This is a genomic window from Streptoverticillium olivoreticuli subsp. olivoreticuli (assembly GCF_003391135.1).
Classification (GTDB): Bacteria; Actinomycetota; Actinomycetes; order Streptomycetales; family Streptomycetaceae; genus Streptomyces; species Streptomyces blastmyceticus.
Genome location: NZ_CP031455.1, coordinates 963,707 through 989,629, shown reverse-complemented (window position 1 = coordinate 989,629; position 25,923 = coordinate 963,707). Strand labels below are relative to the sequence as shown.

General features: G+C 69.0%; 27 protein-coding genes. 18 read left to right on the top strand and 9 right to left on the bottom strand.

Going from position 1 to position 25,923, the window contains the following annotated elements; genetic code table 11:
* Window positions 1–208: 208 nt before the first annotated feature.
* On the top strand, window positions 209–1,240 hold the full coding sequence (locus tag DXZ73_RS04325; RefSeq protein WP_116209695.1) for a zinc-binding alcohol dehydrogenase family protein: 1,032 nt from the start codon (window positions 209–211) through the stop codon (window positions 1,238–1,240).
* A 144-nt stretch (window positions 1,241–1,384) separates the two neighbouring features.
* On the opposite strand, the gene DXZ73_RS04320 is transcribed toward DXZ73_RS04325, so the two are convergent.
* The 8 genes from DXZ73_RS04320 to DXZ73_RS04285 form a co-directional block, all read right to left on the bottom strand.
* Window positions 1,385–2,179 (bottom strand): TylF/MycF/NovP-related O-methyltransferase, encoded by a 795-nt coding sequence (locus tag DXZ73_RS04320; RefSeq protein ID WP_116209694.1) that lies wholly within the window; start codon window positions 2,177–2,179, stop codon window positions 1,385–1,387.
* 28 nt (window positions 2,180–2,207) lie between these two features.
* The gene (locus DXZ73_RS04315; RefSeq protein WP_116209693.1) at window positions 2,208–3,842 is read right to left on the bottom strand and encodes a B12-binding domain-containing radical SAM protein; all 1,635 of its coding nucleotides are present in this window, start codon (window positions 3,840–3,842) and stop codon (window positions 2,208–2,210) included.
* Entirely contained in the window at window positions 3,833–4,789 is a 957-nt protein-coding gene (locus tag DXZ73_RS04310; RefSeq protein WP_116209692.1) for a phytanoyl-CoA dioxygenase family protein, read from the bottom strand. The genes DXZ73_RS04315 and DXZ73_RS04310 overlap by 10 nt, the downstream gene beginning before the upstream one ends.
* A gap of 56 nt (window positions 4,790–4,845) precedes the next feature.
* Window positions 4,846–5,697: a phytanoyl-CoA dioxygenase family protein gene (locus DXZ73_RS04305; RefSeq protein ID WP_116209691.1), complete on the bottom strand. Its 852-nt coding sequence runs from the start codon at window positions 5,695–5,697 to the stop codon at window positions 4,846–4,848.
* Window positions 5,698–5,784: 87 nt separating this feature from the next.
* Window positions 5,785–6,402 carry a hypothetical protein gene (locus DXZ73_RS04300; RefSeq protein ID WP_162890028.1) on the bottom strand — a complete coding sequence of 206 codons (618 nt, stop codon included), beginning with the start codon at window positions 6,400–6,402 and terminating at the stop codon, window positions 5,785–5,787.
* Between the two features lie 88 nt (window positions 6,403–6,490).
* Entirely contained in the window at window positions 6,491–7,702 is a 1,212-nt protein-coding gene (locus DXZ73_RS04295; protein ID WP_116209689.1) for an MDR family MFS transporter, read from the bottom strand.
* A gap of 226 nt (window positions 7,703–7,928) precedes the next feature.
* A complete protein-coding gene (locus DXZ73_RS04290) occupies window positions 7,929–8,489 on the bottom strand; it encodes a LysM peptidoglycan-binding domain-containing protein (protein ID WP_116209688.1) in 561 nt (186 codons plus the stop codon).
* A gap of 426 nt (window positions 8,490–8,915) precedes the next feature.
* Window positions 8,916–9,281, bottom strand: coding sequence for an ArsR/SmtB family transcription factor (locus DXZ73_RS04285; protein ID WP_116209687.1), 366 nt, complete (start codon window positions 9,279–9,281; stop codon window positions 8,916–8,918).
* An 80-nt stretch (window positions 9,282–9,361) separates the two neighbouring features.
* Between DXZ73_RS04285 and DXZ73_RS04280 the strand changes: the two genes are divergently transcribed.
* The 3 genes from DXZ73_RS04280 to DXZ73_RS04275 all read left to right on the top strand — a co-directional run bounded on the left by DXZ73_RS04280 (window position 9,362) and on the right by DXZ73_RS04275 (window position 10,985).
* Window positions 9,362–10,483 carry a cation diffusion facilitator family transporter gene (locus DXZ73_RS04280; RefSeq protein WP_116209686.1) on the top strand — a complete coding sequence of 374 codons (1,122 nt, stop codon included), beginning with the start codon at window positions 9,362–9,364 and terminating at the stop codon, window positions 10,481–10,483.
* Between the two features lie 30 nt (window positions 10,484–10,513).
* Entirely contained in the window at window positions 10,514–10,654 is a 141-nt protein-coding gene (locus DXZ73_RS37890) for a hypothetical protein (protein ID WP_162890027.1), read from the top strand.
* Window positions 10,655–10,751: 97 nt separating this feature from the next.
* Entirely contained in the window at window positions 10,752–10,985 is a 234-nt protein-coding gene (locus DXZ73_RS04275; RefSeq protein WP_162890026.1) for a cold-shock protein, read from the top strand.
* 432 nt (window positions 10,986–11,417) lie between these two features.
* On the opposite strand, the gene DXZ73_RS04270 is transcribed toward DXZ73_RS04275, so the two are convergent.
* On the bottom strand, window positions 11,418–11,801 hold the full coding sequence (locus DXZ73_RS04270) for a hypothetical protein (RefSeq protein WP_116209684.1): 384 nt from the start codon (window positions 11,799–11,801) through the stop codon (window positions 11,418–11,420).
* A 248-nt stretch (window positions 11,802–12,049) separates the two neighbouring features.
* Between DXZ73_RS04270 and DXZ73_RS04265 the strand changes: the two genes are divergently transcribed.
* From DXZ73_RS04265 to DXZ73_RS04200, 14 genes are all read left to right on the top strand, one after another.
* Entirely contained in the window at window positions 12,050–12,259 is a 210-nt protein-coding gene (locus tag DXZ73_RS04265) for a hypothetical protein (RefSeq protein ID WP_116209683.1), read from the top strand.
* A gap of 188 nt (window positions 12,260–12,447) precedes the next feature.
* Window positions 12,448–12,921, top strand: a complete 474-nt coding sequence (locus tag DXZ73_RS37885; protein ID WP_162890025.1) for a hypothetical protein — start codon at window positions 12,448–12,450, stop codon at window positions 12,919–12,921.
* Between the two features lie 161 nt (window positions 12,922–13,082).
* Window positions 13,083–13,571, top strand: coding sequence for a hypothetical protein (locus DXZ73_RS37880; protein WP_162890024.1), 489 nt, complete (start codon window positions 13,083–13,085; stop codon window positions 13,569–13,571).
* Between the two features lie 479 nt (window positions 13,572–14,050).
* Entirely contained in the window at window positions 14,051–15,481 is a 1,431-nt protein-coding gene (locus tag DXZ73_RS04250; RefSeq protein ID WP_162890023.1) for a radical SAM protein, read from the top strand.
* A gap of 8 nt (window positions 15,482–15,489) precedes the next feature.
* On the top strand, window positions 15,490–16,872 hold the full coding sequence (locus tag DXZ73_RS04245; protein ID WP_162890022.1) for an MFS transporter: 1,383 nt from the start codon (window positions 15,490–15,492) through the stop codon (window positions 16,870–16,872).
* Between the two features lie 158 nt (window positions 16,873–17,030).
* Complete coding sequence (locus tag DXZ73_RS04240; RefSeq protein ID WP_116209679.1) at window positions 17,031–17,861, top strand: SGNH/GDSL hydrolase family protein; 831 nt, start codon at window positions 17,031–17,033, stop codon at window positions 17,859–17,861.
* 46 nt (window positions 17,862–17,907) lie between these two features.
* Window positions 17,908–19,155 (top strand): acyltransferase family protein, encoded by a 1,248-nt coding sequence (locus DXZ73_RS04235; protein WP_116209678.1) that lies wholly within the window; start codon window positions 17,908–17,910, stop codon window positions 19,153–19,155.
* Window positions 19,156–19,202: 47 nt separating this feature from the next.
* Window positions 19,203–19,781, top strand: a complete 579-nt coding sequence (locus DXZ73_RS04230) for a GerMN domain-containing protein (protein WP_240351167.1) — start codon at window positions 19,203–19,205, stop codon at window positions 19,779–19,781.
* A gap of 100 nt (window positions 19,782–19,881) precedes the next feature.
* A complete protein-coding gene (locus DXZ73_RS04225) occupies window positions 19,882–20,574 on the top strand; it encodes a response regulator transcription factor (RefSeq protein WP_116209677.1) in 693 nt (230 codons plus the stop codon).
* 38 nt (window positions 20,575–20,612) lie between these two features.
* Window positions 20,613–22,022, top strand: coding sequence for a HAMP domain-containing sensor histidine kinase (locus tag DXZ73_RS04220; RefSeq protein ID WP_338059109.1), 1,410 nt, complete (start codon window positions 20,613–20,615; stop codon window positions 22,020–22,022).
* Window positions 22,019–22,516: a GerMN domain-containing protein gene (locus tag DXZ73_RS04215; RefSeq protein ID WP_162890020.1), complete on the top strand. Its 498-nt coding sequence runs from the start codon at window positions 22,019–22,021 to the stop codon at window positions 22,514–22,516. The genes DXZ73_RS04220 and DXZ73_RS04215 overlap by 4 nt, the downstream gene beginning before the upstream one ends.
* 246 nt (window positions 22,517–22,762) lie before the next feature.
* Entirely contained in the window at window positions 22,763–23,203 is a 441-nt protein-coding gene (locus DXZ73_RS04210) for a VOC family protein (protein WP_162890019.1), read from the top strand.
* A 74-nt stretch (window positions 23,204–23,277) separates the two neighbouring features.
* Window positions 23,278–24,981 (top strand): MFS transporter, encoded by a 1,704-nt coding sequence (locus tag DXZ73_RS04205; RefSeq protein WP_116209673.1) that lies wholly within the window; start codon window positions 23,278–23,280, stop codon window positions 24,979–24,981.
* A gap of 21 nt (window positions 24,982–25,002) precedes the next feature.
* Window positions 25,003–25,830, top strand: a complete 828-nt coding sequence (locus DXZ73_RS04200) for a VOC family protein (protein WP_116209672.1) — start codon at window positions 25,003–25,005, stop codon at window positions 25,828–25,830.
* The last annotated feature ends 93 nt before the right edge of the window (window positions 25,831–25,923 follow it).

Sequence of the window (25,923 nt, the reverse complement as noted above, 5' to 3'; positions counted from 1 at the left end):
TACGTCGTGCAGTTCTGTCGAATCGGTCGGCCGGTCCGGAGTCGCGGCGTCTCTGGTCATCCATTCGGCCCATCGTCGAACATGCCTGCTCCGGCAGGGCACGGTGGCCGGATCCCTGGCAGGGAACGCTGCGGCGGCGCATCATGAAGCGAGTGCCCCGGGGCGAGGAGGGCCCGGCGGTCGAGGTTCCGGCAGAAGGGGCTCGAAGATGCCGAGCGGAAGGGATGACGGCCCGACCACCATGGCCTGGGTGGTCGACCACACCGCACCGGCTGCGGAGCATCCGTTGTGCCGTGTGGAACGCTCCCTCGACCCGCTGGGGCCGACCGGCCTGCTCGTCGAGGTGCGTGCGTGCGGGGTGTGCCGCACGGATCTGCACCTCGCCGAGGGGGACCTGGCGCCCCGCGCTCCGCGATGCACCCCGGGTCATGAAGTCGTCGGCCGGGTGCTGTCCACGGGGCCCGAGGCCGAAGGCTTCAGCCAGGGCGACCGCGTCGGCGCCGCCTGGCTGGCAGGCACCTGCGGCACCTGCCGCTACTGCCGGGCGGGACGGGAGAACCTCTGTCCGAACTCGCGCTACACCGGCTGGGACATCCACGGCGGCTACGCGCAACACGCGGTGATCGACGCACGCTACGCCTATCACCTGCCAGAAGGCCCGCCCGACGAGGAACTGGCACCGTTGCTGTGCGCCGGGATCATCGGTTACCGGGCACTGGGACGCGCCGCGCTGCCACCCGGTGGCCGGCTCGGCATTTACGGCTTCGGTGCCTCCGCCCACCTGACCGCCCAGCTCGCGATCGGCCGCGGCGCCACCGTTCACGTCCTGACCCGCGCCGAGGAGGCGCGCCGCCTGGCCCTCGATCTCGGAGCCGCCTCCGCGGCCGGGGCGTACGACGGGCCGCCCGAGCCCCTCGACGCGGCGATCCTCTTCGCGCCGGTCGGCGACCTTGTCCCCGTCGCTCTCGCCGCGCTCGACCGCGGCGGCACGCTCTCCATAGCGGGCATCCACCTCTCGGACATTCCGGTCCTGAACTATCAGCGGCACCTCTTCCAGGAACGCACCCTGCGCAGTGTCACCTCCAACACCCGTTCCGACGGCCGCACTTACCTCGCCGAGGTCGCCCAGCGTCCGCCTGTTGTCCACGTCCAGCGCTATCCGATGAGCCGTGCCGACGATGCGCTCGCCGACCTGGCCGCGGACCGTGTCACGGGGGCGGCCGTGCTCCTGCCGGACTGAACGCGAAGTGAGCCGTGGTGACCGGTGGGACGGCCCTGCGCCGCTTCAACCGCGGCGGCCCCAAGCGCGGGATGTCCATCGTGCTTCGCGAGAACCATGGTCGCGTACCCATTCCGAAGCGACGGGTCTCTGTCGTGAGTGTCGTCACGGCTTCGTGAAGCTGATCAGCTTCTCGCCGCCCATTCTGGTGATCGTGGGCGGATCCGTCCCCAGTTCCTCGTTCCAGAACCGCTTGTCCTCGAACACTTCGAGGACGAGGGGAAGGTGGCCGTCCTGCGAGAAGACCCGTCCACCCGATGACACCCACGGGTAGAGGTTCTTCAGGCAGGCACGGGTGGAGGCCGCCAGGTCGACGTCGAGATACATGGCCGCGATCGGTTCACTCCATGAGGGCAGCGACTCGTCGAACCATCCGGGAACGTAATCGCATACGTCGGGGACGCCGAATCTCGCGATGCTCGCGAGAACCTCGTCCAACGATCCTGCGAAGTCTCCCTCGTTGAAGATCACCGGTCGTCCGGTGATGCTCAGATCGTGCTGCTCGTTGATACGAGGAAGCCCCTCGAAGGAGTCGCAGACGACCAGGCGCCGGCCCGCGAAACCGGCCGCGATACTGAACTTCGCCGAACTCGATCCCTTGTAGCTGCCGGCCTCCACAACACAGCCGGGAACCGACGGCGGGATCGTGAGGATCGTCCGGCAGAAGCCGAGGATCTCGCCGGTCGTGTGGGGGCTGATCAGAGATCTCGATGCCAGGTAGTGCTGCTGGAGCAGGCGTCGGCGCTGTCGAGGGGAGATTCCCAGGCTCCTGTCCTTCAGGAAATCTGCGGCGATGTGACGCTCTGGGTCGGCGAGGGCGTCGAAGCAGGCCAGCAGCCCTCCGGGGAGCACGGTCACAGCCCGGCCCGCCCATGAGCAGAAACGTTCGCGTGCTCTCATCCACACTCTCCGGTCCGGCCGTCGGTCGTCATATGCGGGCTGCCAGCAGCTCGGCGGCACGTGCGCGGACGACGTCGAGCTCCGCGGATTCCGCGAGCTCCCGAGCCCGTTCCAGCTGGACCGAGCACCATGCCTCGGCTTCCTCCATACGGTCGGCCGGGGTCAGGCGGGCGATACGCGCCACGCTTGACGCCTTGAGGAAGAACGAGCAGTTCGCCAGCGCGTACAGCTCGTTCAGCTGTTTCTTCGACACCGCCTCACACACGGTCGGCAGGCCGTAAGGGGTTTCCGTGCCGAACAGGTCCGGCCGCGGCCGTATGTTCATCCTTGTCCCTTCGTCACCGAGGGAGTTCAGCAGGGGTATCCGCTTCTTCGCCCGGCTGAACTCGGCAGTGCCGATGTCCGGGGTGAGGATGGCCGAACTCAGGAAGACGATCGGCAGTTCCAGCACCCGGTCGATGTCGGACACGATGCTGTCGACCGTGTCGTGCGGGGCGCCGATGATGAAACCGCAGACGACACCGATTCCGACGGTGTCGAGCGCCCTGACGGCGTTCTGGTTCATCTCGACCGTCGTACCTTTTCGGTAGTAGTCGAGCGTGCGCTGGTTCAGCGATTCGATGCCGAGGAAAACCTTCCGGCATCCCGCCCGGTACAGTTTCCCGGCGATCTCCGAGTCCATGAACTCGGCGCGGGCGTTGCAGCTCCAGGGCACGCCGCGCGCGCCGAGGCAATCGAGGAGGTCGTCCAGCTCGTCGTGTTGCAGCAGATCGTCGTCGTGGAACTCGATCGAGTCGTGCCCCAACTCATCGATGACATAGTCGAGATCGGCGGAGACGAGCGACACGGGGCGCGAAACCAGGTTTCCGTGGATGATGTACGTCGAGCAGAACGAGCATCGGGAGCGGCAGCTCTGTGTACAGATGTAGATCTGCGGGCGGCTGCCGAGGGATTTCCACCAGCGGACGCGGACTCGCTCGACGGAGTTGTCCGGCGACCTGGTGAGATCGTAGCGGAAGGCCGGTGCGGGGATCGTGGCGAGCGACCTGTCGAACGCCGGTGGACTCATATGGGACTCACCGCCGCGGGTGAAGCAGATGCCGCGGGCCTCGGGTCCCTGCCCGAAGGACGGTTCCAGCAGCTCGGTCAGGATGTGCCGCAGTGCGGCGCCTCCTTCCCCCCTGACCACCACATGGGCGAAGTCCGCCCGGGGAGCCATAGTGGGGTGTGCACCGCCGATGACGATGCACACCTCCGTAGGGTCCAGCATCGCCAGCATTTTCGCGGTGCGCTCGAACGCCAGCGAATACAGGCTGACCAGAACGAACCGTGCTTCCGCCGGGCGTAGCCACTCGGTGATGCCCTCGGCAAGGTGGGCGTCGTCCGCGTAGTGGTCTTCGTCGAAATACCGGAACTCGGGACGGTGCGGGATTCTCTTCGACTCGTAGTCCGCCTGCGCGGAGCGTGCCAGATTGAGGAGTCCGAGCGAGGCGTACCGGTCGGTGAAGCGGTCCTGCCGGGCGTCCGCGAACCCGATCTGATTCGCCCGGAATCCATGGTGCACCAGGGCCAGGCGGGGCGTGCCCTCGTGGAGGGAGAATCCGCTGCCGCGGCTGAGCATGTCCAGGTCGATCATCGCGGTGACCTCTCGGTTCAGGCGCACAGAGGATCGGCCGGATCCCAACGGGCGAAGGCGGGCCGCGGTTTCCCCGCGAGGGCTCGTCGGGCCGACTGCCAGGAATCCGCCCACTGTTCCGGGTCCGTCAGCTCGGTTTCCGGGTGGGCCCGGCTCCGCGCGATGAATTCCGGGTACCAGCGACGGCCGGTCGGCTGGCCGGCAGGGCTGTATCGGAGGTCGAAACTCCACCGCCCGCCGTCGCTGAGGTTCGGGAGGGAGGCATGCATGATCAGCGGGTGCAGCAGGATGACGTCCCCCGGAGACACGGGCAGGGGCACCTTGCTCTCGCCGATGAGGTGCTCCGGGATTCCCTGGAACGTCGGCGTGTCACAGTGGTGCACCAGGCCGAGCTTGTGGCTTCCCGGAACGACCAGCAGGCAGCCGTTCTCCACGGTCGCCTCGTTGAGAGGAAGCCATACGCTGACCAAGTTGGTCTGATCCGCGTCCTCCGTCACGACGGCGAGGTCCTGGTGCCAGGACGTCTTACCGGTCAACGTCAGCGTGTGCGGCTTGTTCTTCGCGGAGATGCTGCTCTGCGGAGGCTTGATCCGCATGTGCTGGACCGGGTTGGACAGGATCTCGGGGCCGATGAATGTCTCCACGGCATCCAGCAGGGCTTCGTTCCGCAGCAGATGGAAGACCGCGGGCCCCAGATGCATCGGTGTGTCCGGGAGGATGTCGTCCTCAAGTGGAAGCGTGATGTCCATGGCTTGGAAGCAGGCGCCATGGGTTTCCCGCATCAGTTGCAGCATGCGCTCGATGGGGGACTCGCTCGGGTCGTACTCGTCAGGGATCCATCGCTTCCCCAACCGGTCGGCAACGGAAGCGTATTCATCAATCACGGGCTGCAACACCGTATCCGGATCCAGGATGTTCCTGGCGATCACATATCCCTGGTCCGCGAATTCGTCGAGCAGGTTCGAGCTCAGCATGTCACCTTCCGGAGATCTTCACCCGGGTGACGCAATCGGGTGCGGCGGTGGGGAATTTATTTCTGCGACATCTCCTGGAGTTGATACAGCGACTTCGGGCGGCCGTTGGGCCGGTAGATCGTCGGCTGTGGGCCGCCGAATCGCGCGATCGGAGATCGCTCGCCCCGGATGTGGTGTGCGCAGTTCTCGACGTCCACGACATGCGGTCCGGTGTAGATGGGGAACGCATCGGCCGCCCGGTACTGGTAGATCAACGCCCGGCGCCGTTCCGTCGAGATGTTCTTCGCAGACCGGTGCGGGGCCAGCGGATGCAGGATGATCGCGCTTCCGGCCCTTCCCTCCACCGTGACCGGGGCGCCGTACTGTTCCTCGTCGAGGTCCTCCGTGATACGACCGGCGAAGGTGCCGTCCGGGAGGGAATGGTCGAGGAAACGCAGGTGCCGCCGGGGCAGTACCTCGATGCAGCCGTTCTGTTCGGTGGCGTCGTCGAGATAGATGAGGACCGCCACCAGGTCATCGTTTGTGTGCGGAAAGTAGGTCAGGTCCTGGTGCCAGTCGACCGGGGCCCCGACCCGGGCCGGTTTGAGGTTCAGCTTGCTGTGCTGCAACGCCAGGTTCGGACCGAGCAGCGAGACCATGCGGTCGGTGATGCGTTCGTCCACAGCCAGCTTCCGGAAGTTCTCGTGCTGCTCGTACGGGTTGTACAGGCGGCGGGGCACCCGTTTCCCGTCGACGGATTCGTGCTCGAACTCGAAGACGAGGGTGATCCGTTCCGTATCGGTTTCTTCGGCGAGTTCCGCTATCGAGGCATCGATGAGCCGGATGTCTTCCTCCGACAGCAAGGACGGAACTGCTACGAAGCCTTCTCTCCGGTAATGCTCGATCTGTTGCTGCGTGAGGCCGCGCATCAGGTAATCCAGACATCAGGAGGTGAAGAAGGAGGCAAGGAAAACGCTGTCCAGCCGACTCCGGGCCGGCTGGACAGCATCAAAGGGCTACACCGTCGCCGAGAGCGTCAGTGTGAAGGCCCGGATGAACTGGGTGGAGACGCCACGGCGTCCCTCCAGATCCTTGGTGTTCTGGCCGCCGAACAGCCAGGCGAGTTCGTACAGCTTGTCGGCGCTCACGTCGCCGCCCAGCGAGGTGACCACCCTGGCCGCGACCTCGGGGGAGAACATGAGGTTCCGGCAGTAGTCCGGAAGGCTGTCCATGATCCGGTCGAACAGGGGGCGCTCTTCCGCGATGAGTTTTTCCGCGTTGCCGTCGTCGACCTCGTCCAGGGCCGCGCCGAGGTCGGTGAACCCACGCAGCACCAGACAGGCGGCATCCAGGGCGTGGTAGGTGAACTCGGCGCGGTCGGGCTCGCCCGACACGTTGTGCTTGACGTACGCGATGTCGCAGACACCGTCGTACACACCGGAGACGACGTCCTCGGAGAATCCGATGACGTTGAAGAGCCTTTCGACGGTCTCGCGGTCCAGGATGAACATCGCCTGGCCCCATGAGTCCGTAAGTTCCATCGCCTTCTTGCCGAGGCCGTCTGCCTCATCCCGCAAATAGGAGAGGCATTTGGCATCGACCTGGTCGACCGTTAACCGGGACTTGGCGCTCATGGCAGTACTCACTCTTGTGACCTCCCAATTGTGGGTGGTGCTTGCACGAGTACGGGGACCGAAGGCTAGCAGCCATCCTCACGGAGAGTCAACGGTCAACTACCGGCTTGCCAAATGGATTGAGACAGTCACTCCTGATCGCCACAGCCCGTCGAGTCCCGATCATCGCGGCACAACCGATCAATCCGAGAATGAAGCACATCGCCCAAACGATATTCTTACCGAAGGCGGTTACTGCAGCGGTCCCGCAGATCGGGGCCAGCAGCGCGGCCACACCGGCCCCGAAGCCGATCACTCCGTTGTATCTGCCGCGCAGACCGGCTGGCGTGATGTCGGCTGTCAACGCCGGGAAAGCCGAGTTGAAAATGACCTCTCCGATGGTCCAGATCACGACGGTGGCGGCATAAGCGAGCACCGTGTCCGCGTAGGCGGTCAACCCGAAACCGACTCCCTGTACAACCAGCCCCACGGCGCATGCCGCCACCGTCGACCTCGCGGTCATAAAGCGCAACATCAACGGCTGCAGCACGATGATGGAGATCGGATTGACCGCCCAGATCACACCGTACGAGGCCGGTCCCAGCCCGTCCGCAACGATGGCCAGCGGCAACGTCGTCAGTTGTTGCAGGTAGATGAAGGTATTGATCAGCCCGACTGCGGCCAGCCCCATCAGGAGGCGGTCGCGCAGCGCCTCACGGTAGCCTCCGCTCTTTCGCTCGGAACGCTCCGGACGACTATCCGGTACATGACGCGCGATCAGTGCGGCGAACAGCAGGCAGGTCAACGCGTCCGCTACGAAGAGGATTTCGTAGTTGCGCTGCGCGAGGGCCCCGCCCAGCAGGCCGGCTGCGCCCATTCCGAGGTTGATCGCCCAGTAGAGCAAGCCGAAGGCGCGCGCTCGGTTCTCGGCGGGAACGAGGTCGGCGACCATCGCGGAGACCGCTGGCCGGTAGAGATCCGCGGTCAGCCCCACCATTGCCGCCGCCATGGCGATCAGCAAAAGATTTGGGGCCAGCATCAGCAGGATGACACTGAACGCCGTACCGATCATTCCGGTTACGAGAGTGAACCGTCGGCCGAATCGGTCGGCCAGATAGCCACCCAGGACTTGGGAACCCAGAGTCCCGCCTCCGTAGCAACTGACCACTATTCCTACGGTTTTCGGCGGAAACCCCTGATGTGCCAGAAACATTGCCATAAATGGCAGTACGAAGAAGCCAACCCTGTTGGCGAGGGTTCCTACCCATAGTATCCAGAACTGGCGCGGCAGTCCCCCGACCCCTAAGAAAGTCAAGTTCATTGACGAACGCTAACTCTCCGATAGCGCCGACCGGCCGTGAGCAAACGATTCTTGCCAGGCCATCGACCGGCCACCGAATCGGTGTCAGTGTGTCTGTGCGGTGAAGGCCTCGTAGGCGGCCTCGTCGAATGGCGAACCATGTTGAAGTGCGTGGTCCAAGCTTCGGACGAAAGACGAAGGCCCTGACGCGTTTGGCGTCAGGGCCCTTTTCGTCATTGCGGCCGGGTCACGGAATCGTCAGCACCTGGCCAACGTCAATCACGTCCGGGTCGGCGATGCCGCTGGCGTGGGCGATTTCTTGGTAGCGGTCGCCGTCGCCGTAGAAGCGTTCGGCGATGGCCCACAGGGTGTCGCCGGGTTCGATGGTGTAGGTGCGTGGCTCGGTGGCGGGCGGTGTCGGGGGTACCTCTTCGGCTACCGGGGTCGCGGCCGGTTCCTCGTCGGTGAGCGGGTTGTCGGTGTTGGTGTCCGACGCCCACAACGGGCCACTGTCCTTGTCGTACAGCACCACGTTGCGGTCGGCCTGCACGACCAGCCGGTCGGCGTCCTCGCCGTTGGTGTCGGTGGCCCACGCCGCGTCGTCGCCGCTGTAGAGCACGAAGTTGCCGTCCTCTTGGAGCACGGCCCGCTGGACCCCCTGCTCGTGGGTTTGGGTCGCCCACACGACGTTGCCGTCCGGTTCGGAGAGCACCAGGTTTCCGTCGTCCTGCAGTGTCAGCGTGTAGGCGCCACCCTGCAGGGACTGACCGAGACCGAGTTCATCGCCGACGTTCAGCGTGTCACCCATGGATGTTCCTTCCAGGAAAGGGGATTCGCCTCGTCGTGCACCGACGGCGAACCGCACTCGCCGTCGCCCGCGAACGTTACCGCTCGCTCCGGTGCGGCCCGCAGGCATTGCGCGCAGTTCACTGATTCGTGGAGCGCGGTCGCCGCCGATCGCCGTGCGCCATCGCGCCGTACGTACCGAACGGGCCTGGCAGGCTGGGCGCGCCGCCGCGCCCTTGGGCCGATGAAAACTGGGGATCACCGCACCACCGTGCGGCCGAGGTTCGGCGGACTCACGCGCGAAGTGCTCCGTGACGCGAACTGTCTCCATCCGTAGCCGATGTGACGCAGCGTCATTCTCATCAATGATCATCTGTGGGAGTTCTGCGACAGGCCTTGGGGTGATCGCGCTTCCGTAGGTCGCCGACGGTGCCGTCCCGTCGGCCGGTCAGTCGTGGGGCGGGAGGTCGCCGAGCCGGTGGTCGGCGGACCGGAGTGCCTCGTCGACCAAGCGCCTGATGTGTCCGTGCCGGAGGGCGTAGATCACCCGGCGGCCTTCCTTGCGGGTGGTGACCAGGTCTGCCAGGCGGAGGCGGGCCAGGTGCTGGCTCACCGAGGGCCGGGCGACCCCGCACGCTTCGGTGAGGGTGGTCACATCCGCCTCGCCCCCGGCCAGATGTTCCAGGAGGGCCAGGCGGGTGCGGTCGGCCAGCAGTCCCAGGACCTCCGCGGCCACGGCATACCGCTCTGCCTGTCCGCCTCCGTCTCGCTGTTGCGGGCCGTGCGCATCTGATAGGTGCATGCGTGCGCTCATACGCACATAATGGTGGGGTGAGCGGCCGGTGTCCAACCGGCCTGCCCTGTCGCCCCCTGATCCGGAAGGCGTGAGCTGTCGTGAGCAACCAGAGCACCCCCCACCAGCCACACCGCCACGACCACGGACACGGCGGTCACCGGCATGGCCACCAAGAGCAGCACGGTCACCATCACGACCACGACGGCCATGGTCACGGGGCGGGCCGGCGGTCGCAGTTCAGGCATCAGGTCGCGCACCTGGTCAAGCCGCACAGTCACGAGGCCGCGGACAAGGTCGACTCGGCGATGGAGACCTCCGCTGAGGGCATGCGCACGCTCTGGATATCCCTCGGCGTCCTGGGCCTGACGGCCGTTCTGCAGGCTGTCGTGGTGGTGGTGTCCGGCTCGGTCGCGCTGCTGGGGGACACCGTCCACAACGCCGCCGACGCGCTGACCGCGCTCCCGCTGGGCGTCGCGTTCGTGCTCGGGCGCCGGGCGGCCACCCGACGGTTCACCTACGGCTTCGGCCGCACCGAGGACCTGGCCGGCGTCTTCATCGTGCTCACGATCGCCGCCTCCTCCGGGCTGGCCGCTTGGACCGCGATCGACCGGCTGCTGAACCCCCGCGAGATCAGCCATCTGCCCGCGGTCGTCGCCGCCGCGCTGATCGGCTTCATCGGCAACGAGTGGGTGGCCCGCTACCGCATCACCACCGGCAAACGGATCGGCTCGGCGGCCCTGGTCGCCGACGGGCTGCACGCCCGCACCGACGGATTCACCTCCCTCGCGGTCCTGCTCGGCGCCGTCGGCGCCGCACTCGGCTGGCGCCTGGCCGACCCGATCGTCGGCCTCCTGATCACCGTCGCGATCCTCGCCGTCCTGAAGGGTGCCGTCCGTGAGGTCTTCCGCCGCCTGATGGACGCGGTCGACCCCGCCCTGGTCGACACCGCCGAAACCGCCCTGCACCAGGTCGACGGCATCCTGGAGGTCGGCGAGCTGCGGATGCGGTGGATCGGCCACCAGCTGCGGGCCGAGGTCGCCATCGTCGTGGCGGGCGACCTCAGCGTCCGCGACGCGCACCGGGTCGCCGTCGACGCCGAGCACGCCCTCCTGCACGCCGTCCCCCGGCTGACCGCCGCCCTCGTCCACGCCGACCCTGCCACCGACCACAACAACGCCGACCCGCACGCGACCCTGGCCCACCACCACGCCCACGCCTGATCACAAGCCTGACAGGCAAAGGGGACCCCGGTGGTGGTGCGGCCCGGGGTGACCGTGCTGAAACGGCTGGTCTCCGGCTCGCGCGTGCGCGCCGAGAAACACCTGTGGGCCACCCTCGCCGCCGCCCCGGACGCTGAGGCGCGGCTGCTGAGCATCGGTGGCTGTAGCTGAGTTGATGCATTCACCTGGGGTGCGCACCGCGTCGGGCGGGAATGAACCGTACGATAGTCAACAGTGTGCGCAGGCACCAGGTTTGGGAGGGGAAAGCATGGCTGACAGGGTCAGTGGCGTGGTCCGGTGGTACAACCAAGCTCGGGGCGTCGGGTACATAGACGGGGACGACGGCCGTGAGGTGAGGGTGGACAGCCGGGTCATCGAGGACGGAACCTTTGTCGTCGAGGGCTTGCGGGTGACTTACGTGCCCGTGGAAGACGAAAACGGCTGGCATGCGGAACACCTGACCATTGTCAGGCACTCCCCGGGAGCCGCCCACCAGGGGTGACCCGCACGTCCGGCAACATCCGGGGTGGGTGAGCGGACATACCCGTGCTCCCCGCATCGGCAAAGGAACTGGCGGACGGAGCCCGGGACTTGTGCGCCGATGCCGAGCAGTGACTGCTCGGCATCATTGCCTGGCGCTCGCTGCCGATCTGGACGCCCCGGGTCGGGCCACGGCCGAACTCGCCGGCGTTCAGGCGCTGCGCCGTGCATCTCAGGGCGTCGTCGATGCCCTCGGCGCAGCCATGCAGACCGAGGTATTCGACGCGGTCGCGGAGGCGTGCAACGCAGGCTCCTGTGCGGGCAGGACGCGCGCCGGATCACCGAGAGCACCCCGACACGCGGGCAGTCGAATGCATGGATCGCAACCAATGACGGTTACCTGGTTCGGGCAGCGTTTCCCGCCCTTGGCCAAGCCTTGGTGGGATCTGCGAGATCAGGCCGGCAGCAGTACCGCGGAGGGACGGGCCTTCTCCTCGGCATCGATGACGAGGACACGACGTACGGACTTGTCGGTCTCCTTTATTGCCGAAGCCATCCTGAGGGCCGCCTGTGCCCCGGGGACGTCGAAGGCCACGACATCGTCCCGGGTGTTCAAGGCGTGGGCGACGCGTGCTGACTGCCAGCGCGGTGGGAATTGGCGGAATGAGGCGATGTAGATGATGACATCGACCTCGGAGGCGTCCGCGGAGGCATCGCTCAGGGCGCGGCGTGCGGCGTGGACGGCGCGGTGCAGGGCCTCGGTGTGGTCGAGGTGGGTGGCCTTCCGGGATTCGCACGTGACGGCTCCGGGAAATGTGATGATGCCGTCCATGGCCATGTGACCCTCCCCTTTGGTCTCGTCGCGCGCGAGCTCTCTTGACCACTCTTCCCATCGTTGCCCCTGACCAGCGGCAGGGGACGGCGGTTTTGATGCGTTTCAAACGGTCGCGGAGCGGTTCTGTGCGTCCCTGTTGCGGACGTCGCCGGTGTGCTGGGCGAGCTCGAACAGTGAAGTCGACGCGCCGTCCTCACCAGCTCTCGTCGTTTCCCGGTCGTGCGGCGCTCGCCCGACGGAGGGACTCTGTCATGTCGTTCCTCGCTGCCTTCCATGCTCATCGCCCGATACAGCTGGGCACCCCGACCATCCGCACCTTCTTGCGATGCGCGATGCTCCGGCGGATCGCGGCCGGCGCCCTGGACAGCCCGGTTCTCCAGGTGCTGGGCGTCGACTCCGACGCCTGTACGAGGGTGAACCGCACCATGGCCAGGCCGGAGCGGATACCCCCGTCACATTGACCTTGGTGGTGAACTGACATCACAGGGACCGCGCGTGGCAGTCGAACTCGGCACAACGGCGCACGCTGATGCTCGCACCACCGCGTTTACGACACCCTGACGCGCCCTCCTGCACCGGATGTCCTGAAGACGCTCCTACGCTGTTACCTGTGGTCTCCGCGCCGTCGCAAACTGTCGAAAGGAGTGCCATGGCACGAGCTGACGGGCTCGCTCCAGGACCCTCTTACGATGAGCGTGCCCTGGTGCAGGGCACAGCGTGGCTGCTCGTGTTCCTGGCCCTCGGTATGGACGTATTCCACCAGTCGTGGAAGGCCCTGGCCATTACTGCGGCGGCGATTGTCCTGGTCAGCGTCGGCCTGGCGATGCGGTTGCAGAACGTCAACCTCGTCGCGTTCCTGAAGAAGACGGGAATCTGGTTCGCTCTGATCATCGGCGTCCTGGTCGTGGAGCTGGGAATCCATGATCACTGGGACATCGATGCGGCGACCAGCAGGCAGATCACGACCGCAACGGTGCTCGTCATGATCGGGGATCTGGTTGCCGAGGTCCGCGACCATGTGACCGAGAAGGTCACCGTCCATCAGCGGAACGATCGGATCCGAGATTCGGTCAATACCATCGGGCTGGTGATCGCAAAGATCCGGCACTGGTCTCCCCGGTAAAGGGCGCCGAATTCACTCCGCGCAGCGTACGGGCTGTCCGCGGTACTGGCTCGGCCAACGGTCTCGAACGCCGCTCCGGCTTGGTCGGCCAGAGTCACCGCGACCAGGCGGGCCGCGAGCGGGAGTACCGTGCCCGGGGTCGGCCGGAGCATGAACCGGCCGTGGAAATGCTCGTTGTGGAGGACCCGGAGCTCCACCTCCTCGTCCAGGAGCCCGTCGCGGGACGCGTCCCACCGCCGGTGACCCCAGCTGATCGTGCCGTCCTCTTCCAGCCGTGGTGGGTGCCCGATGAGCGTGTCGTATTCGAAGCGGCAGCCTTGCAGAGCGAGCAGCCCCACGAGTTGTTGGCACACGCGGTCGACCACGGTGTCGAGGGCGGTCTCCGCCAGGCGTGCGGTGTGGTGAATCCGCGCCAGATAGTCGTCGTCGGCGAGGCTCCGGGAACCCAGATCGTGCACTCCGCCGCCGACGTGCACCGCGCCACAGGGCCCGCCGGGCTCGTCGCCGCCGCGGCGACGGTGCTGTGGGCGGGACTCGCCATCCGGTTCTCCTGCCGGCCTCCGTCCGGCCGTAGGGATGACTCCCGCTGCCCTCCGGCAGTCGCGCATAGCGCCCACCCGGCCATGTGTGGCGACGCCGCCGAACAGTGACATACCGACGACGCGCCCCCGACCGGACACCCCGGAGCCGATCGGCTGCCGGATCGTTCGCCTGCCCGGCTCAACCCGCAGCTGCTCCCGTTCACCCTCCTCACACGGCTCGGTGCGCCGTGAGCCGGGCAAACAAATCTTTCGCGTGACAGTCCCCGCATTCGCGGGCCATTCCCGGGAGAGGAAGCGGGCGGTCCAATTCCGGCTGCACGGTTCCGCCCTTTGTGTCTGTTTCCGCTGTGGCTGCTTCCGCTCCTTACCCCATCTCTCGTTCCCGTGGACTATTCAAGTCAGCCCGCCGGGCCAGGCAAGAGCCGGGAATCAATCGACGAGAGGCATGTCATGATCAAGCTGACGACGTCCAACTCCTCCTCCTACGTAGGCGAGAAGAACGGCGTCTGCGGGCACGGGTGTTGATCCGCTAGCAGAGCAGATCTCTCGCGCGGCATGCCGCGTGGCGGCCTTTCACCTGTCCAGGCGTGACGCTGTCACGCGGTAGCAGAGCCTGTCGGGAGGACCTCATGTCGTTGCCGGAAACGGCACCAACGACCGCCCATGAACGCGTGAGCAATTACGTACGGGTGAGCGGGCGTACGTATCTGCACGACGGCACTCGGCGCATGCGCATGCTGTATGCCACCCGCACGGGCTCGATGGTCTGCGTCCCGGAAGAGGCCGCGGCACGGCTGGCCGAAGGGCGGCTCGAAGGGATCGACCCCGAACTGCTCGAGGGGCTTCGAGAGATAGAGGCGGTGGTCGCCGCAGGCCCGGACGCCGCGCCGGAACTGGACGTCGTACTCGCCCGCCAGCGCGCCGCCTCGGCGGACCGCAGCGCCCTCCGCTATGTCCTGCTTCCCACGACGTACTGCAACATGGGTTGCTCCTACTGCGGCCAGGAGCACACCCGCGGCCGGCTCTCGGGGCGGCACCGGGACGCGGTCGCCCGGCGCGTACTGGCGGGCATCGAGGCGCAGGCCACCCGTTCCGTGGCGGTCAGCTGGTTCGGCGCCGAGCCCATGATCGGCTATCCGATGATCCTGGACCTGAGCGCGCGGTTCACCGCCGCGGCGCGGGACAAGGGTGTCGAATACGTTTCCCGCATGGTGACCAACGGTACGCTGCTCACCCTGGAAAAGCTCAGGAAGCTGCGGCGGGAATGCCAAGTGGTCAAGTTCGACATCACTTTGGACGGGCCTGCCCGCGTACACGATGTCCACCGGCCGCTGCGCAACGGGAAGAAGTCCTTCGAGCGCACCACGCGACTCCTGCTCGAAGCGCTGCGGGACGACACCCTCGCCGATGTGCTGTTCATTCTCCGCACCAATATAGATGTGGAGAACATGGAATGGGTCGACGAATATCTCGACACCATGGCCGGCCTGGGATTCTCCAATGAACAGGTACTGTTCAATCTCGCTCCGGTGTATCCCTGGGGCAACGATGTGTCACGGGTCGAGATCGACCGGCGCGTATACGCACGTCATGAGGTCGACTGGATGCGGCGCATGAACCGGCTCGGCCTGCGTTTCACGGCCCTGCCGAACGAGCCGGAAGGCGTGCTGTGCGCCGCCGTATCGCAGTCCGTGGAGATCCACAGCAGCAGCGGCGCGATGTTCTCGTGCTCGGAATATCCCTTGGTGCCACAGCACGAGAAGGGCGGCGGCCTCGGCCTGATCGAGACGCTGCCCGTGGGCGCGCCACGCCCGCTCGGACCGTTCGACGACTGGCATGACGCCGTGGCGACCGGCGAAACGCCCTGCCACTCCTGCTACTTCTTCCCCGTCTGTGGCGGTGCCTGCCCCAAACAGTGGCGCGAGGGCGCAGTCCCCTGTCCACCGTACAAGTTCACGTTGGAGGAGCGCTTCGACCTTGTGGCCGAGATGAACGGGCTGACGCCCATGGCATGTTGATCAATGACATGTTGATCAACAGAAGCTTCCGGCTGCTCTGGGCAGGGCAGGCCCTCTCTCTGGTCGGCGACTACGCCTTCGGCACCGCGTTGCTGCTGTGGGTGAGCACGGAGCTGTTGCGCGGCGAGGCCTACGCTCCGACCGTGACGGCGGGGCTGCTGATGACCATGTACGTCGCGGGGATCGTGGTCGCACCGCTCGCCGGAACCCTGGTCGACCGGTGGCACAAACAGCGGACCATGCTCCGGTCCGAGCTCTTCCGGGCGGCTGTCATCACAGGCGTGGCCCTGCTGACCTTTTCACCCGCCGGGTCTCTGCCGCCCTTGGTGCTGCCGCTCTGCCTCGGCGGGGCGCTGGCACTGACCGCCGCGGCGGCACAGTTCTTCCGCGCCTCACGATTCGTCATGATCAGCGATGTGGTGCCCGCAGAACAGCACGGCCGGGCGTTCAGCTACACCCAGACGGCTTCGGCGCTGGCGGGGATGGCCGGGCCGGCGGCGGCCGCGCCGCTGGTGATGGCGTTCGGGGTGCGCTGGGTCCTCGTATTCGACGCGCTGACCTACCTGGTGTCGTACGGGGCGATCCGAGCGGTGCACTACAACGAGCCGGAGCGGGCGCACTCGCAGGCATCGGACGGGCACGCACCCACGGAGCGGCCCCGGGTGCGGGGTGAACTGCTGTCGGCGGCACGTCTGTTGTTCGGCAACCGCGTGCTGCGGACCATCCTGACCGCCGCCGTTCTGATGACCGCCGGCACCGGGGCACTCAACACCCTGGAGGTGTACTTCGTCCCGGAGAACCTGCATGCCTCGCCCAGTTGGTTCGGGACGCTCGAGGCACTCTTCGGCGCCGGTACGGCCGTTGGGGCACTGCTCGGCGGACGGCTCGGCGACCGCGCCGGACACGCCCGGGTCTTCCAGGGCAGCGTGCTGCTCTTCGGGCTGCTGCTCGTCGCCTACTCACGGGCAACCGGCATCCTGACCGCCGCGGTCGTCTCGCTGCTGTTCGGACTGGCGCTCGGCGCGCTCAACGCGGTCTCGTCGCCGTTGATCATTCAGCAAAGCCCACGCGACCATCTGGGACGCATCATGTCGGTCTTCGACCCGGTCGCCCAGCTCGCCTCGCTCACCTCTGTCGCACTGTCCGGAGTGCTCGCGGGGACCGTGCTCAACGGCTTCCACGGGCGCTGGGCGGGCATGGACTTCGGCCGTATCGACGTCATCTTCCTGGTCGGCGGCGTGTGCACCGTGGCGACCGGCCTCTACACATTGATCGCGCTCCGGCACGCGGTGGCGTCCGCCGCGCCCCCGCCTCCCGTGCCCTCGGGGAGCCCACCCGATGTGCGGGACGAGAGCTTCCCGACCCACCGGTCCGGCGATCAGGCAGGCTGACATCTCCACAGCGTCGCTGCCGGGGGAGTGTCTGCCGTGGCCTTTGCAAGATCCGGCTCGGTGCGAGCGCGGTGGTCCCGGTGACCGCTTCTTGCCTGTTGTGTGACCGATCGATGACCGCGGGGCGAACCGGCCGGGCGGGCTGATTGCCTGCAGGCATGGACAAGGACATCACTCCCCACCAGACCCACCCGTTCTCCCGCCGCCACCGCCGGACCGCGCTTGCCGCGCTCCTCGCGGCCACGGCGGTGACCGGTGCCGCGCTCACCGGCTGCGGAGCCGGGGACGAGAAGGGCAGCGGCTCGAAGACCGGCGGCACCTCGGCGGCGCAGACGGGCAAGAAGGTTCTGTGGATGGGCGACTCCATCGCCGGTGCCGAGGCCCCGCCTCTGGAGGCGGCGCTGAAGGCGAGCGGTGTGGAGTTCAAGAACGCGGCCTCCGACGGCGGCGGCACCGTCGTCGAGGGCGACAGGACGGCCGGGCAGATCGCGGAGGGGACGTGGAAGGATCTCGCGAAGAACATCGCGTCTTTCCGCCCGAACGTGATTGCGTACCAGATCACCACCTACGACTGGGGCAGCGCCGAGCAGCAGCGTGCCTCGTACGAGAAGCTCGCGAAGACCGCGCGGGACGCCGGTGCCGAGCTGGTGATCGTCTCGGCTCCGCCATTCAAGATCGACGATTTCTACAAGAAGTACACGGGCGCGATCGAGAGCGCGCCGAAGGCGGCCAAGGAAGCTGCCGACCGCAGCGGCGGCAAGGCGCGGTTCCTCGACTCCTCCGCGCTGTGGGGCACCGATGCCGGGGCCGGGAAGGCCCAGCGGTCGTCCGACGGCATCCACTCGTGCCAGCAGGGCTCCGCCGCCTTCGCCAAGTGGTTCACGCAGCAGCTCGGCACGGCGTACGGGTTCGCTCCGGCGGACCCGGCGAAGTGGGCGACCGGCTCGTGGACCGCCGACGAGCGGTACGGCAAGCTCGGCTGCCGCTGAGCCGGAGCACCGCGCACGCCCTCCCGCCACCCCACCTGGACCGCCCATGCCCGTATCTGTGCCCGCGCCCGCATCCCGCTCCCACCGCCGCCCCGGGCCCGCTCACGACCCGGCGGCCCGTACCGCCCGCATCGCCCCGCTCGACGGCCTGCGCGGACTGGCCGTGCTCGCCGTCCTGCTCTTCCACGCGGGGCACCTCGACGGGGGTTTCCTGGGCGTCGACCTCTTCTTCGTGCTGTCCGGCTTCCTGATCACCGGCCTGCTCCTGGGGGAGACGGCGAACCGCGGCCGGATCGCCCTGGCCGCGTTCTGGGGCCGACGGGCCCGCCGGCTGCTGCCCGCGCTGGGTGTCGTGGGCGTCGTCACCCTCCTGCTCACCTGGGCGTTCGGAGCGCCGTCCGTTCTGCTCTTCGCGCTCGACGACGCGCCCTGGGTCGCGGCCCAGGCGGTGAACTGGCACTTCGTCACCGAGCAGATCGGGTACTGGAACGCCTCCGGCACCCGCGTCTTCGCGCACCTGTGGAGCATCGCCGTCGAGTGGCAGTTCTACCTGGCCTGGCCGGTGGCTGTGACGCTGGCCGGGCGGGGCCGGGGCGGTCAGGGGCGGGTGGCCGTCCTCGCGGGTGCGGGGGCGCTCGTCTCGCTCGCGTTGATGGTCGTCCACGGGGACGCCGTGGACACGACGCGCGCGTACGAGGGCACCGACACCCGGGCGTTCGCGCTGCTGCTCGGCGCGCTGGCCGCCACGGCGCCGGTCCGGCGGCTGCTCGCCCGCGTCCCGGGACCGGCGTCGGACGGGGTGTGCGCCGTGCTGGCGTGCGGCCTCGGCGCCGCCTGGGTGCTGACGGACGGCCAGAACGCGCCCGGCCTCTTCCAGGGCGGCCTGTTCGCGCACTCTCTGGCCTGCGCCCTGTTGATCGGGCTGCTCGCCCAGTCCCCGGACGGCCGTGCCGGACGGCTGGCCGGGAGTACGGTCCCGCGGCGGCTCGGGGAGCTGTCGTACAGCCTGTATCTGTGGCACTGGCCGCTGTACCTGCTGCTGCCCCGGACGGTGTTCGGCGTCGGCGGGTGGGGCCGCACGGCCGTGGCGATCGGGGTGTCGCTGCTGGCCGCGTGGGCGACGAAGATCCTGGTGGAGGATCCGGTCCGGCTCCGGGCGCGGTGGGCGACCGGGCGGCGGGGCGCTCTGGCGCTCGCCGCCGCCCTCGCCGTCGCGGCGGGTGTGTGGACGGCCGTACCGCAGCCGCATCCCGGCGCCGGGACCGTGGACATCGGACGGCTGACCGCGCCGTGAGACGCGGGTGCGAGGAGTCCGGCCCGGTCCGCGGGGAGACTGGGCGCATGCCGACAAAGGCCCCTTCCAGACCGCTGCGGCGGACGGCCCGGACCGCCGGCGCGGCCCTGCTCGCGTGTTTGGCGCTCGCCGCCTGCGGTGTCCCCGACACCGGACCGACGGCGGACGGCGCTCCGGCCGGCGGGGCCCGAACGGCCGGTGCCGCTCACCCGGTGCGGGTGTACCTCGTCGCCCCGAACGGCAGCTGGCCCGCCGCACGCCCCGCGCCCGCCGGCGCCGGACCGCAGCAGGCACTGGACGAGCTGTTGGCCGGTCCGACCCGGGACGAGCGGGCGCGCGGGCTGGTCACCGCCCTGCCGGCCGGGACGCACCGGGTGCGGGCCGAGTCGACGGCACCGGGGACGGTGGACCTGTACCTGCCGTGGCTGGTGTCGGAACTGGACCGGACGGCGGTGAACCAGCTGGTGTGCACGGCCGCCGCGGCGCCGGGGATCCCGGGCGGGAAACGGCCGGCGGACGTGGTCGTCCGGATCCACGAGTCGGGGCTGTCCGGCGGACCGTGGCCGGTGATGTGCGACGAGACCGGCGCGGCCGCCCCGGTGGGAGCGCCGCGCAGGACCCGCTGACGCACCGTCCGAATGGATATGTTCAACCTGTATCCACCCTTTTGCGCCGCCCGGCGGGAGAGGGTGGCCACGCCGACGAGCGAGAGGAGAGGGCCGGTCCATGACACGCGTCCTGCTGATCGAGGACGACCCCGCCGTGCGCCGCGGCGTCACCCTGGGGCTGCGCCGCAACGGCCACGAGACGGAGGCGGTCGGCACCGGCGAGGACGGCCTGGAGTCGCTCGCCCCGTTCGCGCCGGACATCGTCCTCCTCGACCTGATGCTGCCCGGCATGAGCGGCCTGGAGGTGTGCCGGCGCATCCGGGAGGCCGGCCAGGTGCCCATCGTGATCCTCTCCGCCCGCGGCGACGACATCGACGTCGTGGTGGGCCTGGAGGCGGGAGCCGACGACTACATCGTCAAGCCCGCCGGCACCGAGGTCATCGAGGCACGCATGCGCGCGGTGCTGCGCCGCGTCGCCCCCAGACAGCCCGCCGCGGGCCACCACGACGGACCCCTGACCCACGGCGATCTGGAGGTCGACGCCTCGGCGGTGCGCGTGTGCAAGCACGGCCACGAACTCACCCTCGCTCCGTCCGAGTTGAAGCTCCTGCTGTTCCTGTCGGCCTCCCCGGGGCAGACGTTCAGCCGCCGGCAGCTCCTGGAAGAGGTCTGGGAACACAGCTACTACGGCGACGCGCGGCTCGTCGACGCGTGCGTGAAACGGCTGCGCGCCAAGATCGAGGACGACCAGCGGAACCCGCGCTACGTCCAGACCGTGCGCGGCTTCGGCTACCGCTTCGGACCGCTGTGAGACGCCGCCGCTTCCCGCGCCGCCTCGTCCCCAGAAGCTTGCGCACCCGCCTCGTCGTCGTGTTCCTCCTGGTCGCGGCGGTCAGCGCGCTCGCCGCCGCCGCTCTGACGTTCCGCCAGGCCCGGACCGCGATCCTGGACCGCGCCCGGGACGACGCCGTCCACGACCTCCGCGCCCAGGTCGGCTCCCTCGCCCCCGACCTGCCCGCCGCCCCGGCCGAGACGGACCTGCGCGCCCTGACCCTCCAGCTCGACCGGGCCGGAGGATCCCGGGACTGGCGCACCGCGGCCGCCTACCGCGACGGCGGTCCCGTCTCCGCCGGGGATCCCGCGCCCGTCCTGCCGGACCGGCTGCGCGACGCGGCCGCGGCGGCCCGTACCGCCGTCGTCCAGCGCTTCCACCACGCCGACGAGCCCTGGCTCGCCGTCGCCCTCCCGGTCACCCGCGCCGACCGGTCGGCCGAACCTTCGGGCCTGGTCGTCTACGCGTCCTTCTCCCTCGCCGGCCAGGAGCGCGACGTCGCCGCCCTCGTCGCGGCCGCGCGGGCCGGCGCCCTGCCCGTCGTCCTGCTGGCCGTCGTCCCGGCACTGCTCGCGGCCCGCCGCGTCCTGCGCCCCGTACGGCAACTGCGCTCGGCCGCCGAGAACATGGCCGCCGGCGCCCTCGACACCCGGATCGACGTCACCGGCGACGACGAACTGGCCGACCTCGGCCGCACGTTCAACACCATGGCCGCCACCCTCCAGGCCGACGCGGCCACGCTGCGCGCCATGGAGGCCCGGGCCCGCCGCTTCGCCGCGGACGTCTCCCACGAACTGCGCACACCGCTCGCCGCGATGACCGCCGTCACCGGCGTCCTCGACCAGGACGCCGCGTCCGGACGCCTGGAACCCGAGACCGCCGAGGCGCTGGAACTGGTCGCCGACGAGACGAACAAGCTCGTCCGCATGGTCGAGGACCTGATGGAGATCTCCCGGTTCGACGCCGGCGCCGCCGTCCTGGAGCTCGACGAGATCGACGTCCGCGAACTCGTCGGCAAGACACTCGCGTTGCGGCACTGGCAGGACCGGGTCGGCGCCGACGTACCGTCCGGGCTGCGCGCCCGCCTCGACCCGCGGCGCGTCGACGTCGTCCTCGCCAACCTCATCGGCAACGCCCTGCGCCACGGCGGCCCGTCCGTACCGGTGGACGTCCGGGCCCGCGCCGAGGACGACCGGCTCGTCGTCACCGTCACCGACGGCGGTCCCGGCATCCCGGCCGGCGTCCTGCCGCACGTCTTCGACCGCTTCACCAAAGGCGACGCGGCCCGGACCCGCAGCGAGGGCAGCGGCCTGGGCCTCGCCATCGCCGCGGAGAACGCCCGCCTCCACGGCGGCACCCTCACCGCGGCCAACGCCCCTGGCGGCGGCGCGGTGTTCACCCTCACGCTTCCCTGGGAGCCGGTGTGAGAGGGCAGTTGCTCGCCCTCGTCCTGGCCCTGTCGCCTCTGACCGGCTGCGGCATCGCCGACACGGGCCCCACCGGGGCCGGCGCCCCCGCCTCCGGACTGCCGCTCCCGGGCCGACGTCCGGCCGCCGTCCTCCATCTCTACTTCTCCTCCTCCGTCGGCCTCGAACGCGTCTCCCGCCCCTACGACGGCCCCGACGCGCCCCAGGCCGCCATGGACCGGCTCGCCCAGGGCCCCGACCCGGCCGAACGCACCCGTGGCCTGGTCACGTTCATCCCGCCCGGAACTCCCGCGCCGACCGCCGTCACACGGGAGCGAGGCACCGTGGACGTGCACCTCCCACCGGCCTGGACGGCCAACCGCACCGCCCTGCGACAGCTGGTCTGCACGGCGGCCGATGCCGTGACGGCACCCGGCGCCGGACCGGAGGGCATCCGCGTGCGACTGCACCGGGCGGAGGGCGGCGAACCTGCCGGGGAGACGTGCGCACAGTAGCCGAGGCGCGGTCGGTGCCGTTTCCGCTGCAATCGTCCGCCCTGACGCCGAGGCGCTCGGCGCGCATGCCGTACCCCTAGGACATTTCCCGGCCTGAAACGTGGTTTTCGGGCTGCTGACCAGCGCTTTTGATCAATAGGTCATGGATTGACCTATTGGCTTCCTATGGTCGTTCCGTACCCCGGAGAGGCCCCTTGGGCCACTACCGATTCCCGGGGATCCCCCCGACACCACCAGGAGCCCGTCATGGCCGAGCAGACCCTCTTCACCACCCCGATGATCTACTGCGACAACGCGCTCGACGCCCTCGCCTTCTACGCGGACGCCCTCGGTGCCGAAGAGCTCGCCGAGCGCCGCATGCTGGCCTCGCACCTCCCCGGGCTGGCGGACGTACCGGGCATGGACCGCACCGTCGTCTACTCCGCGCTGCGGTTCCCCGACGGCAGCGGCCTCAACGTCGCCGACCGCTTCGGTGACCCGACCGCCAAGAACGGCCCGGTCACCGGCAACAACCTCCACATCGGCCTCCAGCACACCGAACTCACCGAGCAGAAGGCGGCGTTCGACAAGCTCGCCGAGGGCGGCACCGTGTACGAGGCGCTGGAGCCGAAGCCCTGGGGTGCGGTCTACGGCATCGTCCAGGACCGCTTCGGCGTGATCTGGGAGATGAACTGCTGCACCGGCTGAGCCCGTTGACGCGCGGGGACGTGAGGTCCCCGCGCCCGCGCAGCCGTCAGCATCACCCCTTCAGGAGCACCTCGATGAATCCCCCTGCCACTTCCCACGCACCCCCTGATCCCCGCCGCTGGCTCGCCCTGACCGCCTTGCTGGCCGGCACGCTGATGGACGTCATCGACGTGACCATCGTCAATGTCGCGATCCCGCACCTCCAGGAGGACCTCGGCGCCTCCTACACCGCCGTGCAGTGGACGGTCGCCGGGTACGCGCTGACCTTCGCCCTGCTGCTGATCACGGGCGGGCGGCTCGGCGACATCTTCGGCCGCAAGCGCCTGTTCCTGCTGGGCATCGCCGGGTTCACCGCGGCCTCGCTGCTGTGCGGCCTGGCCGTCAACGCGCCCATGCTCATCGCCTCCCGCGTCGCGCAGGGCGCGATGGCGGGCCTGATGGTGCCGCAGGTCCTGGCGACCGTGCACGTAGCCTTCCCCAAGGGCGAGCGGGCCAAGGTCTTCGGCATCCACGGCGCGATCACCGCCGTCGGCACCATCCTGGGCCCGGTCCTCGGCGGCGTCCTGGTCCAGGCCGACCTGTTCGGTCTGTCCTGGCGGCCGATCTTCCTGATCAACCTGCCCATCGGCCTGGCCGCCCTGATCGTCGCCGCCCGTGCGATGGGCGAGTCGAAGGCCGAACGGCCGCCGCGCCTGGACCTTGCCGGCATGGGCCTGGCGGCGCTGGGTCTGCTGATGGTCATCTACCCGCTCACCGAAGGCCGTTCGCTGGGCTGGCCGGCATGGGGCTTCGTGATGATGGCCGCGGGCGCGGCCGTACTCGCCGTCTTCGTCGTGCACCAGCGGACCAAGACCGCGCGCGACGACAGCCCGCTGATGCCGACCGGCCTCTTCACCGCCCGCAGCTTCAGCGCCGGCATCGGCGTGCAGCTGCTGATCACGCTCAGTCTGAGCGTCTTCTTCCTGGCCTGGATGCTCTACCTCCAGATCGGCCTCGGTTACAGCGCCCTGCGCGCGGGACTCGCCGGACTGCCGTTCTCCGCCGCCGTCATGATCGGCGCCGGGCTGGCCATGGGCGCGCTGGTGCCGAGGTTCGGCCGTACGGTCCTGCAGGCCGGTGCCGTCCTGATGGCCGTGGGGCTACTGCTGTTCGCCTGGCAGACCGGCGCGGCCGGGCCGGCGATCGGCTACTGGCAGATGGCCTGGCCGATGGCCGTCTTCGGACTCGGCATGGGAATGATCGTCGCCCCGCTGACCGACACCGTCCTGACCGACGTCCCCGCCCGTGACGCGGGCTCCGCCTCCGGTGTCACCGCCACGGCCGGGCAGCTCGGCAGCGCCTTCGGCGCGGCTCTGGTCGCCGTCGTCTTCTTCGGCCTGCTCCCCGGTCATGCGGCGAACGACGACGTCACCGACCGGCTCCGTAGCGACCTGGCCGCCACCTCCCTCGCTCCCGACCAGGCCGACCGTGCGGTGACCGCGTTCTCGGTGTGCCACCGGGACCGTGCCTCCCAGACCGACCCCGCCAGCACACCGGCCAGCTGTGCGGCACTCGCCTCCGCGCAGACGGACCCGCGCGCCGCGGACGCCCTGCGGAAGGCGGGAGCGCAGGCCAACGCCCGGACCTACACCGACACGGTCGGCGAGACCGTCCTGTACGTCGCCGGGCTCGTCACCGTCGCCCTCCTGCTGATGTTCGCCCTGCCCCGCAAGGTCCGCCAGTCGGAACCCGGCCCGGACCAGGAGCGGACCTCCTCGACTTCCCTCACCACGGCCTGACATCACGAAGGGAGCTCCGTCATGAGCTTCATGTTCCCCGGATCCGTCGTCTGGTTCGAGATCGGCACCGCCGACTCCCACGCCGTACAGGACTTCTACGGTCCCGTGCTCGGCTGGGACTTCGAGGTCGACCCCGACTCCTCCACCGACGGACGTACCTACACCCGCATCATCGCCCCGGGCGCACCGTGGCCCATGGGCGCGATCGAGCAGGGCGGCACCGGCGGCGAGGTCATCAACCTCTCCGTCCTGTCCGCCGATGTCCACGATGACGTCGAGCGGCTGGAGAGGCTGGGCGCGACCGTCGTCGTCCCCCCGACCGCGGTCGGCGACGTCACCGTCTTCGCCCGGCTCCGGGACCCGCTCGGCAACGCCTTCGCCCTCTTCTCCCGCACCTCCTCGCAGAAGCTGGAGGAGCGTGCGGCCGCCACCGAGGAGCACCTCGAGCAGGCCGCCTACGCCCCCGCCCCGGGCGGCTTCGCCTGGTTCGAGATCGGCACCACCGACCCCGGGGCCACGCAGGACTTCTACCGCGAGGCGTTCGGCTGGCGGTTCGAGAAGGATGACAGCACGGGCGGCAAGCCGTACTACAACGTCTTCACCGGAAACGAGTGGCCCTCGGGCGGCATGTACGACCACTCCTGCGGCCCGGGCGGCGCCGACTACGTGATGCCGTCGTTCCTGGTCACCGACGTTCCCGCCATGGTCGCCGAGGCCACGGCCGGCGGCGCCGCCGTCGAGCACGGCCCGGACAGCAACCCCGACGGGCTCGCCTTCGCCCGGCTGAAGGACCCCAACGGCAACCGCTTCGGCCTCTTCGCCATGCCCACCGCGCCCGCACAGGGCTGACAATCGTGTGCCCGCTATCGCGCTCGTCCGCGCGATGGCGGGTCTGGTCCTCGGAACGGCGACCAACGTTGGGCAGGGGATCCTGCCCGGAGG

Excerpts from the sequence above, each read along its gene's own strand:
- DXZ73_RS04210 (WP_162890019.1), top strand. The coding sequence starts at position 22,763 with ATGGCCGAGCAGACCCTCTTCACCACCCCGATGATCTACTGCGACAAC.
- DXZ73_RS04240 (WP_116209679.1), top strand. The coding sequence starts at position 17,031 with ATGGACAAGGACATCACTCCCCACCAGACCCACCCGTTCTCCCGCCGC.
- DXZ73_RS04305 (WP_116209691.1), bottom strand. The coding sequence starts at position 5,697 with ATGCGCGGCCTCACGCAGCAACAGATCGAGCATTACCGGAGAGAAGGC.
- DXZ73_RS04265 (WP_116209683.1), top strand. The coding sequence starts at position 12,050 with ATGTCGTTCCTCGCTGCCTTCCATGCTCATCGCCCGATACAGCTGGGC.
- DXZ73_RS04295 (WP_116209689.1), bottom strand. The coding sequence starts at position 7,702 with ATGAACTTGACTTTCTTAGGGGTCGGGGGACTGCCGCGCCAGTTCTGG.
- DXZ73_RS04290 (WP_116209688.1), bottom strand. The coding sequence starts at position 8,489 with ATGGGTGACACGCTGAACGTCGGCGATGAACTCGGTCTCGGTCAGTCC.
- DXZ73_RS04320 (WP_116209694.1), bottom strand. The coding sequence starts at position 2,179 with ATGAGAGCACGCGAACGTTTCTGCTCATGGGCGGGCCGGGCTGTGACC.
- DXZ73_RS04200 (WP_116209672.1), top strand. The coding sequence starts at position 25,003 with ATGAGCTTCATGTTCCCCGGATCCGTCGTCTGGTTCGAGATCGGCACC.
- DXZ73_RS37885 (WP_162890025.1), top strand. The coding sequence starts at position 12,448 with ATGGCACGAGCTGACGGGCTCGCTCCAGGACCCTCTTACGATGAGCGT.
- DXZ73_RS04300 (WP_162890028.1), bottom strand. The coding sequence starts at position 6,402 with ATGAGCGCCAAGTCCCGGTTAACGGTCGACCAGGTCGATGCCAAATGC.
- DXZ73_RS04225 (WP_116209677.1), top strand. The coding sequence starts at position 19,882 with ATGACACGCGTCCTGCTGATCGAGGACGACCCCGCCGTGCGCCGCGGC.
- DXZ73_RS04245 (WP_162890022.1), top strand. The coding sequence starts at position 15,490 with ATGTTGATCAACAGAAGCTTCCGGCTGCTCTGGGCAGGGCAGGCCCTC.
- DXZ73_RS04310 (WP_116209692.1), bottom strand. The coding sequence starts at position 4,789 with ATGCTGAGCTCGAACCTGCTCGACGAATTCGCGGACCAGGGATATGTG.
- DXZ73_RS04325 (WP_116209695.1), top strand. The coding sequence starts at position 209 with ATGCCGAGCGGAAGGGATGACGGCCCGACCACCATGGCCTGGGTGGTC.
- DXZ73_RS04285 (WP_116209687.1), bottom strand. The coding sequence starts at position 9,281 with ATGAGCGCACGCATGCACCTATCAGATGCGCACGGCCCGCAACAGCGA.
- DXZ73_RS04270 (WP_116209684.1), bottom strand. The coding sequence starts at position 11,801 with ATGGCCATGGACGGCATCATCACATTTCCCGGAGCCGTCACGTGCGAA.
- DXZ73_RS04205 (WP_116209673.1), top strand. The coding sequence starts at position 23,278 with ATGAATCCCCCTGCCACTTCCCACGCACCCCCTGATCCCCGCCGCTGG.
- DXZ73_RS04275 (WP_162890026.1), top strand. The coding sequence starts at position 10,752 with ATGGCTGACAGGGTCAGTGGCGTGGTCCGGTGGTACAACCAAGCTCGG.
- DXZ73_RS04230 (WP_240351167.1), top strand. The coding sequence starts at position 19,203 with ATGCCGACAAAGGCCCCTTCCAGACCGCTGCGGCGGACGGCCCGGACC.
- DXZ73_RS04235 (WP_116209678.1), top strand. The coding sequence starts at position 17,908 with ATGCCCGTATCTGTGCCCGCGCCCGCATCCCGCTCCCACCGCCGCCCC.